This is a genomic window from Lentibacillus amyloliquefaciens (assembly GCF_001307805.1).
Lineage (GTDB): Bacteria > Bacillota > Bacilli > Bacillales > Amphibacillaceae > Lentibacillus > Lentibacillus amyloliquefaciens.
In genome coordinates this window covers 2,246,446-2,262,466 of record NZ_CP013862.1, presented here as the reverse complement: position 1 = coordinate 2,262,466, position 16,021 = coordinate 2,246,446, and the positions used below count along the sequence as shown (strand labels likewise).

Annotated in this window: 20 protein-coding genes; 12 read left to right on the top strand and 8 right to left on the bottom strand. The window is 41.2% G+C overall.

What is annotated here, in order from left to right:
- Positions 1–182: 182 nt before the first annotated feature.
- Both AOX59_RS11235 and AOX59_RS11230 read left to right on the top strand, forming a co-directional pair.
- Positions 183–569, top strand: a complete 387-nt coding sequence (locus tag AOX59_RS11235; RefSeq protein ID WP_068445604.1) for a DUF2255 family protein — start codon at positions 183–185, stop codon at positions 567–569.
- Between the two features lie 477 nt (positions 570–1,046).
- Positions 1,047–2,069, top strand: coding sequence for a WD40/YVTN/BNR-like repeat-containing protein (locus AOX59_RS11230; RefSeq protein WP_237049254.1), 1,023 nt, complete (start codon positions 1,047–1,049; stop codon positions 2,067–2,069).
- A 45-nt stretch (positions 2,070–2,114) separates the two neighbouring features.
- Here AOX59_RS11230 and AOX59_RS11225 read toward each other — a convergent pair whose 3' ends face one another.
- Positions 2,115–2,669, bottom strand: a complete 555-nt coding sequence (locus AOX59_RS11225; protein WP_068445599.1) for a Uma2 family endonuclease — start codon at positions 2,667–2,669, stop codon at positions 2,115–2,117.
- 128 nt (positions 2,670–2,797) lie between these two features.
- On the opposite strand from AOX59_RS11225, the gene AOX59_RS11220 reads away from it, so the two are divergent.
- Positions 2,798–3,076 (top strand): aldo/keto reductase, encoded by a 279-nt coding sequence (locus tag AOX59_RS11220; RefSeq protein WP_068445597.1) that lies wholly within the window; start codon positions 2,798–2,800, stop codon positions 3,074–3,076.
- Between the two features lie 312 nt (positions 3,077–3,388).
- Here AOX59_RS11220 and AOX59_RS11215 read toward each other — a convergent pair whose 3' ends face one another.
- The 3 genes from AOX59_RS11215 to AOX59_RS11205 all read right to left on the bottom strand — a co-directional run bounded on the left by AOX59_RS11215 (position 3,389) and on the right by AOX59_RS11205 (position 5,417).
- The gene (locus AOX59_RS11215) at positions 3,389–3,961 is read right to left on the bottom strand and encodes an SCO family protein (protein ID WP_068445595.1); all 573 of its coding nucleotides are present in this window, start codon (positions 3,959–3,961) and stop codon (positions 3,389–3,391) included.
- A gap of 90 nt (positions 3,962–4,051) precedes the next feature.
- Entirely contained in the window at positions 4,052–4,642 is a 591-nt protein-coding gene (locus AOX59_RS11210) for a TlpA family protein disulfide reductase (RefSeq protein WP_068445593.1), read from the bottom strand.
- 16 nt (positions 4,643–4,658) lie between these two features.
- Positions 4,659–5,417 (bottom strand): cytochrome c biogenesis CcdA family protein, encoded by a 759-nt coding sequence (locus tag AOX59_RS11205; RefSeq protein ID WP_068445588.1) that lies wholly within the window; start codon positions 5,415–5,417, stop codon positions 4,659–4,661.
- A 449-nt stretch (positions 5,418–5,866) separates the two neighbouring features.
- Between AOX59_RS11205 and AOX59_RS19710 the strand changes: the two genes are divergently transcribed.
- The 9 genes from AOX59_RS19710 to AOX59_RS11170 all read left to right on the top strand — a co-directional run bounded on the left by AOX59_RS19710 (position 5,867) and on the right by AOX59_RS11170 (position 12,290).
- The gene (locus AOX59_RS19710; protein WP_156418689.1) at positions 5,867–6,094 is read left to right on the top strand and encodes a rhodanese-like domain-containing protein; all 228 of its coding nucleotides are present in this window, start codon (positions 5,867–5,869) and stop codon (positions 6,092–6,094) included.
- 416 nt (positions 6,095–6,510) lie between these two features.
- Positions 6,511–6,771: a metal-sensitive transcriptional regulator gene (locus AOX59_RS11200; protein ID WP_068445587.1), complete on the top strand. Its 261-nt coding sequence runs from the start codon at positions 6,511–6,513 to the stop codon at positions 6,769–6,771.
- A 486-nt stretch (positions 6,772–7,257) separates the two neighbouring features.
- Positions 7,258–7,659, top strand: coding sequence for a DsrE/DsrF/DrsH-like family protein (locus AOX59_RS11195; protein ID WP_068445586.1), 402 nt, complete (start codon positions 7,258–7,260; stop codon positions 7,657–7,659).
- 26 nt (positions 7,660–7,685) lie between these two features.
- Positions 7,686–8,816 carry an MBL fold metallo-hydrolase gene (locus AOX59_RS11190; protein ID WP_068445585.1) on the top strand — a complete coding sequence of 377 codons (1,131 nt, stop codon included), beginning with the start codon at positions 7,686–7,688 and terminating at the stop codon, positions 8,814–8,816.
- Positions 8,817–8,883: 67 nt separating this feature from the next.
- On the top strand, positions 8,884–9,111 hold the full coding sequence (locus AOX59_RS11185; protein WP_010529525.1) for a sulfurtransferase TusA family protein: 228 nt from the start codon (positions 8,884–8,886) through the stop codon (positions 9,109–9,111).
- A 52-nt stretch (positions 9,112–9,163) separates the two neighbouring features.
- Positions 9,164–9,946 carry a sulfite exporter TauE/SafE family protein gene (locus tag AOX59_RS11180; protein WP_068445583.1) on the top strand — a complete coding sequence of 261 codons (783 nt, stop codon included), beginning with the start codon at positions 9,164–9,166 and terminating at the stop codon, positions 9,944–9,946.
- Positions 9,947–10,084: 138 nt separating this feature from the next.
- On the top strand, positions 10,085–10,234 hold the full coding sequence (locus AOX59_RS19705; protein WP_169792876.1) for a hypothetical protein: 150 nt from the start codon (positions 10,085–10,087) through the stop codon (positions 10,232–10,234).
- A 21-nt stretch (positions 10,235–10,255) separates the two neighbouring features.
- Positions 10,256–10,855 (top strand): class I SAM-dependent methyltransferase, encoded by a 600-nt coding sequence (locus tag AOX59_RS11175; protein ID WP_068445581.1) that lies wholly within the window; start codon positions 10,256–10,258, stop codon positions 10,853–10,855.
- A gap of 196 nt (positions 10,856–11,051) precedes the next feature.
- Positions 11,052–12,290, top strand: a complete 1,239-nt coding sequence (locus AOX59_RS11170) for an IS256 family transposase (protein ID WP_068445579.1) — start codon at positions 11,052–11,054, stop codon at positions 12,288–12,290.
- A 57-nt stretch (positions 12,291–12,347) separates the two neighbouring features.
- On the opposite strand, the gene AOX59_RS11165 is transcribed toward AOX59_RS11170, so the two are convergent.
- From AOX59_RS11165 to AOX59_RS11150, 4 genes are all read right to left on the bottom strand, one after another.
- Positions 12,348–12,755 (bottom strand): cysteine hydrolase family protein, encoded by a 408-nt coding sequence (locus AOX59_RS11165; protein WP_257720710.1) that lies wholly within the window; start codon positions 12,753–12,755, stop codon positions 12,348–12,350.
- A gap of 191 nt (positions 12,756–12,946) precedes the next feature.
- Positions 12,947–14,152 carry a Bcr/CflA family efflux MFS transporter gene (locus AOX59_RS11160; RefSeq protein WP_068445577.1) on the bottom strand — a complete coding sequence of 402 codons (1,206 nt, stop codon included), beginning with the start codon at positions 14,150–14,152 and terminating at the stop codon, positions 12,947–12,949.
- A gap of 317 nt (positions 14,153–14,469) precedes the next feature.
- Complete coding sequence (locus tag AOX59_RS11155; RefSeq protein WP_068445575.1) at positions 14,470–15,393, bottom strand: ring-cleaving dioxygenase; 924 nt, start codon at positions 15,391–15,393, stop codon at positions 14,470–14,472.
- Between the two features lie 16 nt (positions 15,394–15,409).
- Positions 15,410–16,018, bottom strand: a complete 609-nt coding sequence (locus AOX59_RS11150) for a flavin reductase family protein (protein WP_068445573.1) — start codon at positions 16,016–16,018, stop codon at positions 15,410–15,412.
- Positions 16,019–16,021 lie beyond the last annotated feature (3 nt).

Here is a 16,021-nt window from a genome sequence, read left to right as displayed (position 1 = left end):
CTCCTTTATTTTTTGATTTCCTTATACCTTACAACCTTGAGTCCACTCAAGGGCAAGGATTTAATTTAACGCAAATTAGCCAATTATCATTGCTGGCCACATATTCATTTTGATCATTATTCTTGACTTAAAGTAGACTCTAAGTATTATCATTATAATGAAAGAAAAAGGAGGCGAAAGCAATGCAAGCCAACTGGACTCAAGAACAAATTGCTGCTTTTTCCAAAGCGGATGATATGTATATATCCCCTTTTTACAGCGATGGGAAAACGCCTGGGACACCAACGTGGATTTGGTCCGTTATTGCAGATGACAATCTCTATGTCAGAGCTTATAACGGTCAAGATTCACGGTGGTATAATTCCGCTATAGAGCAAAAAGCCGGGAAGATAAAATTAGCTGGTGAAGAATACAATGTTAGTTTTCAACCAATAGACAATGATGCTGTATTAACAGAAAAGGTAGATGGAGAGTATAAAGAAAAATACGGCAACAGCAACTATCTTTCACCTATGTTAGGAAAGGGACCCGTAAGTGCAACCGTGAAGATTTTGCCTCGAGATGAATGAAACAATTTAAAGCCATCTAACTTAATTGTAGATTAGGTGGCTTAATTCTAAAAATAGAAGAATAAGGCAGAAAAAGTTCGTACGCTCCAAGACACTGTAGAAAGATTAGATCATAAAATTGAAGGTTGTAATGGTAAATTGTTAGAAATAGAGCATGCGTTACAAAACCAAGCAGAGGTGAGACAGTCACAATCAATGCAGATGATCTTGACCACCACCATGTTTATTGGCTGAAAAGTTTAAAATAAGGGCTGACTGTGGGTACTGCCATCAAAGCTGTTGCTACCCACAAAAATATTGCAAATGGAGATTTAGTAGATGAATCTACGTATGAGTTTCATCTAAAAGATCCAATTTTTCCATTCAGGGAAGGGCAAGGAACTACCTGTTGATGATGAGGGAAGTTGTTTTTGAAAAATAAATAAGGGTAAAGATATCTAAGCGTTTGTCTGTGAAGTTATTTCAAATTTCAAGGTGGTGAAGCACTTGAAAACCTTATATTTTTCCGCGGGAAACTCTGTTTATGAAATAAAAAAAGCCGAACAGGAATGGGTGATGACAGAAAGATCAGCACCGAATGTATTGTTATGCCTCGCAGCAGATCCCACTCGCCCGGGGCGGCTGTATGGAGGAACATTTGACGATGGTCTCTGGATCAGTGATGACAGTGGCGAGACATGGGAGCCTGCCGGGTCAGGTATAGCACATAATCGGGTGATGAGTGTTGCTGTTAGTCCGACGGAGGAAAGGAACGGTTATCGTGTTGTATGGGCAGGCACGGAACCCAGTGCCTTGTTTCGTTCCGAAGACGGTGGTCAAACATGGACCGATTGCCCGGGCTTGCTGGATGTACCATCACGATCTTCCTGGAGCTTTCCGCCTCGTCCCCATACCCATCACGTGCGTTGGATTGAACCGGACATTCATAATGAGAATCGTATCTTTGTCGGAATTGAGCTTGGCGGTGTTATGAAAAGTGAAGATAAAGGAGCGACTTGGGAGGATCGAAAACCAAATTCCCAATTTGATTGCCATTCATTAGCGATCCATCCTCAAGTTCCAGGCCGGATATATGAAGCCGCGGGTGGCGGGTATGCCGAAAGTTTTGATGCCGGAACCACCTGGGAGACAGTCAACGAGAGACTTGAACCTTATAACTATTTGGTCAGTATTGCCGTGGACCCGGGAAATGCAGATATGATGGTAGCTTCGGCTGCGCAAGGCCCCCATACAGCATATGATCCATCGCGAGCAAGCACGATTTTGGTACGGCGCGAAAATGGCGGACCATGGACGCCTGTATATGAAGGCCTTCCTGAACCGGAGGGATCCGCTGTTTTTGCGCTTGCCTCAGATCCATCCGAGCCTGGTGTTTTCTACGGGGTTAATAATCTTGGCTTTTATATATCTTATGATGCCGGGCGGACTTGGGAGAAAGTCCCGGTGGAATGGCCGGATCATCTGAAAAGTAAAAGAACTCAGGGACTGGCGGTGATTTAAGGGTGCTCAGATTGAAAAAGCAACTTCAATCCCGAAGTTGCTTTTTCAAACAAAAATATTATTCAGATCAATGAATAAATTGTCAAAAATACCGACTCTAACCGTCTCTTCGTTTGTATAGGTCCCGTCATGAACAAAATGGCCATCTTTCAGCAAATAGACATCGACAGCTTCGTGTGCTGGATCAACAATCCAATATTCCTTTACACCTGCATCTTGATAACGATTGAATTTAATCATTTTATCAGCTTTTGCCGTAGACTTTGACAGAATTTCAACGATTAAATCCGGGGCGCCGGCAATATAATTCTCTTTCATTTTATCCTTATCACATATAATCGAGATATCAGGCCTGACCCAATCTTTCATTTTTGTCGTATCAGTTACCCCTTCGAGAGAAACGTCGATTTCCGAAATAACGTCGCAGGATTTTTTTCTTAAATAGTTATCGAATTCAGTTGAGATTTTTACACCGATCCTTTGGTGTTTAACACTTGGAGAAGGTGACATATTATAAATATAACCATCGATGACTTCATACTTGATGTCATCATTCATTTGCAGGTACTCGCTATAGGTTGGAGGATTTTCCTTTGGCATTACCTTTCCTCTTCCTTTTTTCAATTTTATACATATTTTAATCCATTTTTTACGCAATGTCCAAAAGCTGCATATGAGGCAAAAACTTGATAAGACGATGTATTATTTATGATGAGGGAGATCGGCTTATGCAGCCGATCATTCTGCTAGTGTGGTCCCTGTCCCTTGTAACGAAACAAAACGTTTTACAGGATATTGCCAAAAAGTATAACGCAGATGTTTTTCAAATTTTACTGGCGTGGTGTATTCGTAATGGACAGACCATTGCTATTCCGCAGTCCGGTAATGCTGAACACGTTATAAATAATGTGAAAGCTGCAAACATTAAGCTTACAGAATCGGATCTGGCTAAAATAGATGCTGTCTATCCGGAACCAAGTGTCAGTGAGCCGTTAGCTTTGTGGTAAAGTAGTCCGTAACGTCATAAATACGTAGTGAAAGAAAGCCAGGTGATTTCAAGCATGAACATGGAAGAATACATCGCTTATTGCAAAGCAGGGAATCCGATCCCCGGGGAGGATAATGAACTTCATGGACTGCTAACGCAATGCAGCTTTAAAGCAATGGAATTAAATTCATCCTATCATTCAAGGGAATGAATATACCCTGAAAATAAGTCAAGTACGGGAGGTATGATGTAGGCATGCTCTCACACCTAGCTAGTGGGAAGGACTCATTCCAATAGGGTTTTTGCTCGTATTATAAAACAATTTACGGAATTATTTAAGTACGGTTTTGAAATCTTGAATAATATTGTCCATTTCCTTTGACTCTATGCCGGAGTATCGTTTGATAACTTTCCCTTTCGGATTAACCAGAAAAAAACTCGTACCATGTGTTACCTGGTCGGATCCCTCTGGCGGACTTTCTACAATTGATCTAAATGACTTTATTGAAAACTCTTTGATGGTTTGAAAATCATACCCCGTTAAAAATGACCAGTTGCTAAAATCTGCCTGATAGCTTTTCGCATATTCTTTCAATACTTCCGGGGTGTCATCATCAGGATCAACACTGAAGGAAACAAGCCTGGCATCTAAATTTTCTTCCTTCATTTTATTTTGAAGTTCTGACATATTCGATGTCATCGGCAGGCAGACAGTTGTACAATTTGTAAAAATAAAGTCAGCTATCCACCATTCTCCTTTTAAGTCATTTAGGGACAGTGTTTCGTTATCTTGTGTGGTAAATTCAAAATCCTGTACGTCCTCAGACATATTCGTTTCAATATCTTCCCCGCATGCAGTTAGAAAAAGGGTCATAACAAATATCATGAACAGTAAACGTTTCATTTCTGATTTCCTTTCTTGTTGATGCTTCACCTTAGCGCGGTATTTTTCCATTCAAGCATGAAAATCATTATTCCTGGCATGTGTCATCAGTTATTCTATCTTTGACAACTCTTCCACCATAAGATCATAATCCATTGCCCCCATTGCAGAGAATTGTATACGGCCATTTGAATCAATCATATAAGATGTCGGATATGCCCGAACCTGATAAGTAGTTGCAACTTCAGAATTTACGTCCATTGGTACAGGGAAAGTCATCTCAAAATCATCTGCAAAGTCTCTGACATTCTCTTCACTTTCCTCGGTTTTGGTTAAATCCACTGCTAAAATTTCAACATCTTTTTCATCATAAAGCTTTTGTAAATCCGGTATTTCCTCTCTGCATGGCGGACACCAGGTAGCCCAAAAGTTAACGATGACACGCTGCCCTCTATAGTCAGACAGACGTACTGGTTCACCCTCAAGTGTGGTCAGTTCAAAATCAGGAGCAATTTGGCCCAGGGAAAGTCCGACCTCATTAAACTCTTGGACTTCACCTTCGTTATCATTAGGCGGCGGCGACGTAATCATATTTCCACCGGTATCTTCTACGTCGGACGTTTCACCGGATGGGCTAATAAAATCGTACACGGCCCAACCGAGCATTCCTACTGCCAATACAATAAGTATTGCTTTTTTCATTGATAATCCCTCCGTATTATCCTAATCTTGATAACCATGTATCTTGTACCAAATTAAGGAGAAACGCTGAAATACGCGGCATTAAACCAAAGAACAGGATCAGCCCCATGATTATCATAAGCGCTCCGCCTATTTTCATGATTACTTGACTGTGACGGACAATCCATCTCGTTGACCCAAGGAAAAACGTTAAAATAAGGAAAGGTAATGAAAAGCCAATCACGTACATAACGGTGTAAAATACACCCTGACCGGGGTTACTGGCGGCCAAAAGCAGAATAGAACCAAAAATAGGACCTATACATGGCGTCCAACCGGCAGCAAACCCAAGCCCAACAAAAAATGTCCCCAGATATCCAGCCGGCTTTTTTGAATAATGGAAACGTTTTTCTTTCATTAATGTCGGAATGTTAATCCATCCTGCAACAAATAATCCCATCGTTATGATGAAAACGCCCGCAATTCGTTGAATAAATAGACCGGAATCCCCTATCAGTAAATTTTGAGCCCATTGTCCTAAAAATGATGCACTGGCACCTAAACTGATGAATACCAACGAAACTGCCAATAAAAAAAACAAGGAATGGCTTAACAGTTGACGACGAATTTTAGTAGTCTTATTTCCTTGCAACTCTTTTACACTAATTCCAGTGATATATGACATATAAGCAGGAAAGATTGGCAGCACGCAGGGTGATAAGAACGATAATGCACCTGCCCCTATCGCTAAAAACATTCCCGCAATCAACATTGTGTCTGCTTCAATTCCACCCATTGTTAATCATCCCTTTCTTAATTTAAAACTGGTTATTGAATAACTGATTATGAAAAACAATTCCACAAACCTGGGAGCCATGATATAACCAAAAACTGTTGCAATCGGCTGAATATACGCTATTAATCGTTAAGGAAGACCATACGTTAACGCGATAATAATCAAAAACAAGTTGAATAAACTCATAAATTAATGATGCTGTTAAAAATACTGACAAAAAAGATTTGGTGAATGAAGGTACATCCACTTGGCTATGAATACAAGTACTATGGAGCTAAATTCAACAGCTAAACTTAATACAATTATGCCAATAGACATTAATTTGCTCGTTACCACCATTACATGTTTCCTCCATTTCAATGATTCCCAAAACATATGCTACAAGTTCATTGTGAAAATTTGATGAAAAGAATCTTAGGTTTTATGTCATTTATGTGACATTTTAAAATGTGTTCTTCGCAAAGAACTTAACGGCCGTTATTCCGGGCGCTGTTTCCATACCAGTTGAGGAATTAAGGGAAAAAATCTCTTCTTTGCTAACCAACCGTGATATTGTTGTCTATTGCAGAGGACCATACTGTTTGATGTCAGTAGAGGCTGTAGAGCTTTTAAGAAGAAGTAAAGGTATCAATGCCTATCGTTTGGAAAAAAGTGTTCAAGATTGGAATGAATTTTAAGAGCACTTAAATTGGAATTATTAGCTTGTGGAACGTTGGCTGATTGCTGTCACGCGTTAAATGATATATACAAGAAAAAGGTGTTTTGTTCACGATGGCTGGCGAAGCAAGTGAGTTGGCACAAGGATATATAGATAATCCGGAAAAAAACAATTATATAAACGTACATTGATCTGCAAAGTGTGTGGTGTTAGTTCATTTTAAAAAACGTTGTGATAGTATAAGCATCAAACTATTCTTCAGCACGTTCTTACAGTTTGACAAAAATACCGACACGGGTATAAACTAAATAGAGTTCTTCTCAAGGGAGGAAATTATGATAGCATGTGTTTGTACAGACTCTTCTATCACAGGATTGTCTCTGTAATTGGAACACTGTAAATTGATGTGGCATTAATGAAAGGAGTGATAGACGGATGCAATACGAAGCAGACGTTAAAAACCGTGTTAAACGTATAGAAGGCCAAGTCAGAGGACTTGCGAAAATGATGGAAGAAGAAAAGGATTGCCGTGATGTTGTGACACAGATGACGGCTGTCCGAAATGCACTGGATCGTGCGGTTGCGGTGATTGTAAGTCAAAACCTTGAGCAGTGTATCCGTGAAGAAGAGGAAAACGGTGAAAAGTCTGAAGAACTGATAAAAGAAGCAGTCAACCTGCTTGTCAAAAGCAGATAGCAAAGTTGACAAATTGACCACACTTCTTCTAAACTAAAAAATAGGTTAAGTCACATAAAACGTACTAACCTTTTTTTATTAAGTATTTAAATACCCGTACAGGTATAAGTATATATGGGGAAGGGGTCATTATTATTTATCCCACATGTAACTGGGAGTAAGACCTCACCTCAAATGTTCGCGTATACGATGGAGATTAGGTGGGGAATCAACTGCCAGTAAATGTCCGATTCGTTCATCTAACAATCAGTGGGGGGAAGAAAGAAAACCTCCACTGATTGAAGATTCACTTTATATACCCATATGGGTAGGTGAAAAGGGTGTGGAAGGAAGGCTATGTTGTGACCAATATAGATGGCGTGCTGTCATGGAATGAAGATGCAGAGAAGTAAATGGAAGTTAAGAATATGAAAAATGTTGTACCGAGCATGTCCGAATGGGACGGTCCAACTGAAAAATCAAACGACAAATTTGGGGGAATAAATAATGGAAAACAATACACGCGTAGCAATTATTGCAGCTAATGGAGGTTTGTTTGATGCGTATAAAGTATTTAACATTGCGACCGCTGCTGCAGCATCCGATAAAGAGGTAGGCATATTCTTCACGTTTGAAGGGCTAAATCTCATTCATAAAGAAGCGCACAAGAATCTGCCACTGCCGGAAGGGAAGGAACATTTTCAGGAAGGTTTTGAAAACGCCAATGTCCCTTCAATCAGTGAACTACTGGGCATGGCGCAGGAAATGGGCGTTAAAATGATTGGCTGTCAAATGACAATGGACGTCATGAATCTCGACAAAGATAATTTCGTTGATGGCATTGAAGTTGGCGGAGCAGCGTCATTTATTGAATTCGCCAAAGATGCTGACATCTCACTGACGTTTTAATGAAAATTTTTTAAGGAGGCTGTATGATGTCACAATCTATTACAACCGGGCAACTCGCAAGGCGCGTTGTCAATCGTGAAAAAACATTGATTCTCGACGTGCGAAACACGGATGAGTTCGATGATTGGAAAATTGAAGGCGACAGTATTGAGGTTATGAATGAGCCGTATTTTAACCTGCTTGATGGCGTTGGTCCTGTTGCTGAAAAACTGAATAAGGATCAGGAAATCATTGTTGTCTGTGCTAAAGGCAATTCATCTAAAATGGTAGCTGAATTGATGGGAGAAGAAGGCTTTACCAATGTTTACGATTTGGAAGGCGGTATGAAAGCCTGGAGTGAACATCTTGAGCCGGTTAAACTAGCTGACTTGGATGGTGGCGGCAGTCTGTATCAGTTTGTCCGTCTTGGTAAAGGATGCCTATCCTATATGATCGTTTCAGAAAATGAAGCTTCGGTTATCGACGCCAATCGTATGACAGATATATATGAGAAATTTGCTGAAGAGAAAGGTGTCACTGTTAAGCATTCCATTGACACACATCTTCATGCTGACCATATTTCAGGTGGTCGTCAGCTTGCTGATAATACAGGCGGAACTTACCACCTGCCGTCTAAAGACGCTGAAGGGGTGACATTTAATTATGCACCTCTGGAAGAAGGCAGTAATATAACAGTCGGCAGTACAACTGTGAAGGTGCAGCCGATCTATTCACCCGGACACACTATGGGAAGCACATCTCTGATTATTGATGATCAATACCTGCTGACCGGTGATATTCTGTTCGTCAAATCCATCGGACGTCCGGACTTAGCCGGAAAAGCAGAAGATTGGGTAGGCGATCTTCGCGATACGCTTTATAACCGCTACAAAAAGTTATCTGACGACCTGGTTGTACTGCCTGCACACTACTCATTCGTTGAGGAATTGACTGATGACGGCAGTGTCAAAGCACGTCTGGGGGATCTGTATCAGCGTAATTCAGGCCTGCAGGTGGATGACGAAAATGAATTCCGGAAGATGGTTACCGAGAACTTGCCGCCACAGCCTAATGAGTATGAAAATATCCGCCAGACCAATATGGGTAAAATGAATCCGGAAGACGAAAAACAACGCGAAATGGAAATTGGCCCGAATCGCTGTGCGGTCCATGGCTAAAAATTCTGCAGTTGCCTTTTTTCAATGATGAGAGAAGGCTGTTGCTGGGTATACAGGAGGTATAATAATGGAAGCAGCAAAAGTATTAGACGCGAAAGGTATGGCATGTCCAATGCCTGTTGTCAAAACGAAAAAGGCAATTGATGAGATAGAATCAGGTGACATTCTGGAAGTTCATGCAACAGATAAAGGAGCCAAAAGCGACTTGGCAGCATGGGCGAAATCCGGTGGTCATGAACTAATGGAAGAGGCAGAAGAAGACGACGTCCTGAAATTCTGGATTAAAAAGGCTTAATGGAACCCCCCTATCGCTGGGGGTTTCCTTCTTTTAGGAGGAAAAAGTTCATATGGAATACAGTCTCGTTTTTATCATTGTTTTATTTCTGATTGGATTTGCCGGTTCATTTATTTCAGGAATGGTTGGGATTGGTGGATCGATTGTTAAATATCCGATGCTGTTGTTTATCCCACCCTTGTTAGGGCTATCGGCCTTCACGGCACATGAAGTTTCAGGTATCAGTGCGGTTCAGGTACTGTTTGCCACAATCGGCGGCGTGTGGGCATACCGGAAAGGCGGTTACTTAAATAAAACGTTAATTCTTTACATGGGAATTAGCATTCTTATCGGCAGTTTTATCGGCGGATTTGGATCCCGTTTCATGACAGATGGCGGTGTCAATTTTGTTTATGGCGTGCTGGCTACCATCGCTGCTGTTATGATGTTTGTTCCCAAGAATCAGATTGATGATATTCCACTTGATCAGGTTACGTTTAATAAGTGGCTCGCCGTCAGCCTGGCATTTGCGACGGGGATTGGTGCCGGTATCGTGGGAGCAGCCGGCGCATTTATACTGGTTCCGATTATGCTGCTTGTCCTGAAAATACCGACACGGATGACGATTGCATCATCACTTGCCATTACGTTTATATCTTCCATTGGATCTACTGCCGGCAAGCTCATGACGGGACAGGTGCTCTTTGTTCCGGCTGTCATTATGATTATCGCAAGTCTTATTGCCTCCCCGCTGGGCGCAAATGCTGGAAAGCGCATCAACACAAAGGTACTGCAAAGTATTCTGGCAGTTCTAATTCTGGGAACGGCGATTAAAATCTGGCTGGATTTCTTTTAAGGCGTCTGTTCCTGAATTTCTGGTGTCTTACGAATCGTTGGTCGTGCCAAGTAAGTGTTTGATACGGATACACGTTCTGTTTTTGACCTCGATCGATGAACAGTCTGCGGTGGGGATATTTCGCAGGGTGTCGACTAGGTGTTGGAGGCATGGATAGGACGAATATCTGATGATGAAATCGAAGCAACCGGGGCAAGTAATCAGGGCATTTTATACATTCTGACGGAAGAACACCAATGGGAAAAGTTACGACACATCGCCCGAATTGCACAGGATGTCTGGAAATAATGACTAAGGAGGTCAATAATAATGTCAAAAGAACATTGGGATAACAGCTTTTCAGATGAAGATTTTGTTTATGGTGAAAGAGAAAATGTATTTATACACGATACGAGTGGTATTATTCCGGACCATTCAAAAGTGGGTTGCTTTGCAGAAGGTGAAGGCCGGAATGCGGTTTACCTAGCCAAACTGGGTCATGACGTGACGACTTATGACCAATCAACCATTGGCCTTGAGAAAACGAAAAAATTGGCTAGCCAAAATCAAGTTGACGTAGAAACCGTTCAGATTAATTTAACGAACGAAAAAGTGAATACCGATCAATTTGATGCCGCCATTATGGTTTTTGGGCACGTTCGAAAACAAGACCAGCCATTCTTAATGGACAACATGATGGATTCCGTGAAACCTGGTGGTTATGTCATGTTTGAGGTTTACTCTGACGATCAGCTTAACTATCAAACAGGTGGTCCGCCGGCTCTTAACATGTTATATGATCCGGCAGACATTCTGGATTGGATTAAAAATTATAAATGTATTCATTTTTATTACGGTGAAGCGACGCGAGATGAAGGAAAAAGACACGTGGGATTAGGTCATGTTATTCAGGCCGTGATAAAGAAATGATAAATAGTAACTTCTGATCGTATATTAGGACCGTTTAGTTCCGTTAGGAGATTTTATAAACAGCAAAAAGAGGAGATTGTTTATAAAACAAAGGGAGTGTAAACTAAACTGTGTAAGTGAGAGTGCGTACGGCTCTTACTTCGCAGTTTAGTTTTTTATTGGTAGAATAAAAACAAATGAGTGGGAGGTTGTTCTATTGGCGAAGTCGAAGCGTGATACAAAATCTGTTGAGCTTGCGAACCAAATACTAGAAAACTACCAACCAGAGACTGTAGAAGATATGCAAAATGCACTGAAGGATATATTTGGGCCAATGTTTGAATCGATGTTAAAAGGCGAAATGAACCATCACCTAGGTTATGAATCCAATAATAAAGCCGAAAAGGAAACAGAAAACAGAAGGAATGGATACGGCGATAAAACAGTAAAGACCAGTTCAGGTGAAGTCGCTATTCAGGTGCCTCGAGATCGTGATGGATCCTTTGATCCAAAACTCATACCAAAGCGTCAAAAAGACGTTTCTGCGATTGAGAACAAGGTAATATCCATGTACGCACGAGGGATGTCACAACGCGATATTTCTTCAACTGTTGAGGACATCTATGGATTTTCGGTTTCCCACGATATGATCTCTGATATTACGGATAGTGTCCTCCCGGAACTCGAGGAATGGCAGACAAGACCGCTGAGTAACTGTTATGCCTTTGTGTTTGTGGACTGCATGTATACAACGATTCGAAACCAGTATGAGACAAAGAAATATGCCGTTTATACGATTCTTGGCTACACAATGGAAGGCACAAAGGACATTCTGGGATTATGGTTAAATGAGACAGAAAGTAAACATAAATGGATGCAAATCTTTGATGAAATCAAAGCGAGAGGCGTTGAAGACATTTTCTTTATCTCGATGGATGGTGTGAGCGGTTTAGAGGATGGTGCACGGTCTATCTTCCCTAATGTCATCGTACAACGTTGTATGGTTCACTTAATTCGTAATTCTGTTAAATATATTCCGAGCAAGGATTATAAAGCATTCACCAAAGCATTAAGAAAAGTATATGCGGCACCAAGCCTTAAGGCTTGTCATAGTGCATTCGAATCCTTCAAACAACAATGGGCTGCCTATCCAGGAGCAATTGATGTTTGGATAAGAAACTTTCATCACGTTGAGCAGCTTTATGACTACGGCAGTGCCATTCGTAAGGTGATGTACACGACCAACGCGGTAGAAAGCATCCATTCCAGCTTTAGAAAAGTGATCAAAAAAGGAGCATTTCCAAACGAAAATGCCCTTTTAAAAGTATTATATTTGCGAATCAAAGAGCTGGAAACCAAATGGGATGGTGGCCATATACAAAACTGGGCAATGGTAATGAATCAGCTCCTCGTACACGAGAGTCTTAAGGATAGGGTTTTAAAATATCTGGCGTGAATTATAATTTACACACTTTATTTGACAAACCCAAAACAAACTCCTCTTTGCATTTGATTAGTTATTTTGCTGCAGGAATTTCTCGGTCGAAATTACATTGGCATACATGCCATCAAGTGCACTGACAAACGAATAATGAACCTGTTCTGCTGGAATTTTTCTTTCTTGATAAGATAACTCCTTAGTCGCACATGCATCTTCAATTAGTGTCGTTTCAAAACCTAGATCAACTGCAGCCCTAACAGTTGCATCAATACACATATGCGTCATCATACCTGCAACGACTACCTTAGTTACACCCTTTTCTCTTAACTTGCTTTCTAAATCAGTCTTCAAAAAGCTGTTAGGGAAATTTTTTACGATTGTATTTTCGTTTTCTAATGGTAGAACAGTTTCATGTATTTCAGCTCCCTCTGTATTTGGAAGAAAGAAGCCTAACTCTGGACTACCTGGTTTGGAAACTATTCTTTGTATCTATCCATACAAGAAATTAAATAACGTACAACACTTTAAACCCGGGATGAAATTAACTTCTCCCGGGTTTTTCCTTTCGTTTTTCTTTTATACTGAATGAAGTTAGCATAAGTAACCATTATGTTAATTATTTAGGTGGTTGATTATGCTCTCCTGTGGAACAAGCTCCCCCTCAACCCAGTTTACTCATCTGTTTGTCCCTTTTTAACCAATAAAAAGAATGCTATAAATCCAATAAGTGCAGTGGTAAATAATATGACTCCCATCGGCACAGCAGAGGCTTCGTTAATACCGGCCAGCGGTGAGAATAGCGAACCGAGCAGCAGTGGGAGCATGCCTAAGACGGCGCTTGCGCTTCCGGCACGGTGTCCCTGTTTGGCCATTCCCAGGGTGAAGGTGCTTGTGATAACCATTCCCATGGTAATCATGTATATAAATATCAATATGACAATTGAAGTTAGCGGCCCTTCAATTATTGTCATGACAAGCAGAATAGACGTTGCAGTCAGGGCAATCGTCACGGCTGTCTGGAGCAAGTTTTTTTCCGGAATAATTCCGCCAAAGCGTCCGATTATAAAACTGCCCGTTATGATTGCCAGTCCATTTATGCCAAATAGTACACTGAACGTTTGCGGGGAAACGCCATAAATTTCCTGATATACAAACGGTGTTCCTGATACATAGGCAAAACTCCCGCCATGTACGAATCCGACAACCAATGCGTAACCAATAAACGACCGATCTTTTAACAAACTTCCCATTGTCATGACAGTTGCGCCAAGCGAACTGGGGATCCGCTTCTCCGGCGGCAATGTCTCCTTTAGCTTTATGGCAACAATGGCCACAATCAAGAAGCCAATAAAGGCTAAAAAGAAAAAGATGCTTTGCCAGTTTGCGAATTCAAAAGACAGGATTGCCCCGCCTGCCATTGGTGCGACCATTGGCGCGACAGCATTGATAACCATTAATAGCGCAAAAAATTTCGTGAGTGCTTGCCCGCTGAACACATCCCGTACGACTGCCCGGGAGAGTACGACGCCTGCTGAGGCGGCGAATCCCTGTAAAAATCGTGCTGCGATTAATAGTGCTATATTAGGCGCAAATGCACAGAAAATGGACGCAAGTGCAAACAGGCTGGTAGCAACTAATAATGGCTGTTTTCTGCCCTGTGCGTCACTGATTGGCCCAACAACCAACTGGCCGATGGCAAGACCGAGTAAACATGCTGTTAAACTGGACTGTACCAATGTGGCACTGGTTTCTAAATCCTGGGCAATTCCGGGAAAGCTGGGCAAATACATATCAATATTGAGCGGCCCCAGGAAAGCAAGCAGACCGAGAAGCAGCGCCAGTCCCAAACGCTTTTTGCCTGTTGGATTATGTAATATAGCTTCTTGTTGTTCGAGATAAATAAGTCATCACTCCTAATCATTACATTTTAAGGTTTCATGTAAGTTTTGTTAAGTTGTATGCATTCATTACAACAGGCAAAATAGTGTGTGATACAAGACTAAAATTAAAGCTAACCTTTAAACACGCTCTTTACATATATTTAAAAGCAGAAAGAAAAATCATTTTTCCTTCTGCTTCAACTGTTAAAATGCGCACGATTCTCCGTCTTCCGGGACCAAGTATTAAAGGAGATTCCTTTGTCATTTATGAGTTTTATATCATCTTTGCTCATTACAAAAGAAGTCTCTTTCCCCTAATTAACTTTAATTGGGGGTAACGTTGCTTCGAATTGTTCTCTTTTTGGTTCTAACCAGCTTGGCAGCATAAGTTTCTCGCCAAGTTCTTCCGGTGCTTCATCAACCGCAAATCCCGGGTGATCAGTTGCGATTTCAAAAAGAATTCCACCTGGATCAGAAAAATAAATGGATTTAAAATAATTGCGTTCTTTTATTTCAGTTGGTTTATAGCCTTTTTCCTTCAATAACTTCCGCCATTTATTTTGTTCATCATGATCCTTTGCCCGCCACGCTATATGATGCACCGTACCTGCACCAGCGAGACCCCGTACGGATGGAGATAGTTTAATGTCGATCCGATTACCTAATGGGGCGTCAGTTTTAAAACGTAAATAATCTTCTTCCCGGGATACAAATTCCATGCCCAGCATGTTTTCTAATATATCTGCAGTTTGATTTGGCTGTGCGGAATTTAAAACGGCACCACCAAATCCTTTAATGGCATATTGTGTTGGAATGTTATTTGTCTTCCAGCTATTTTCGGAGCCTTCTTCCCGTTCGACCAGTTCCACCTTTAACCCATCCGGGTCTTCAAACGTGATATACGTTTCATTAAAACGGATATGCAATGAATAAGAAACGCCATGGTCGCGCAAACGATTTTTCCAAAAATCCAATGCCCCCTTAGGAACAGCATAACCGGTTGTTCCGACTTGGCGTGTGCCAACGCGTCCTTTAGGAAGTTTAGGCCAGGGAAAGAAGGTGATAATGGTTCCTGGCTCGCCTGATTCGTTTCCAAAATATAAGTGATAGACTTCAGGCCGATCAAAGTTCACCGTTTTCTTCACGAGTCTTAAACCCAATACGCATGTATAGAAATCAACGTTCACCTGTGGATCATTGACAATTGCTGTAATGTGATGAATACCGGACGTTCTCATAAGGAATCCCTCCAATCTATTTAGGCCTCTCTAATGACAATACTTTTCCTATGCTCGCATAATTTGGACCTGCCAATCGGCTCATTGCACCATGTCTCAAGTGATTTATTCTGCCATCTTCATAAATATCGTCTTCGATGTGAAACCGAACGACCTTTCCAATTAAGAGGTCAGTTCCAATCGAATTGCTTTCGCCCAGTTCAAGGGAATGCTCTAAGGTGCACTCAAATCGAACTTTCGATTCTTTAATACCCGGGACCGAAACGATTTCACTCTCACCCAATGATAAGTCCGCTTTGTCAATTTCACTTACATTTGATGCTAAGGATGCTGCCGTCATATTAATTTTATCGACATTTTGTTCATCAACGATGTGTACAACGAATTCTTTATTTCCTAAAATGTTGCGGGTGGTATCTTTCATATTCCCGTTTTTACGTTGCACAGATACAGAAAGCATCGGCGGATTAGACGAAACAACATTGAAATAGCTGAATGGTGCACCGTTTACTGTTCCATCTTCTCCAACACTTGTTACAAATGCAATTGGTCTTGGAACAATACTGCCGGTAAGCAGCTTGTAATTTTCCCGTTCTGTGTTAGTTGCAGGATCAAAAGAAAGCATGAA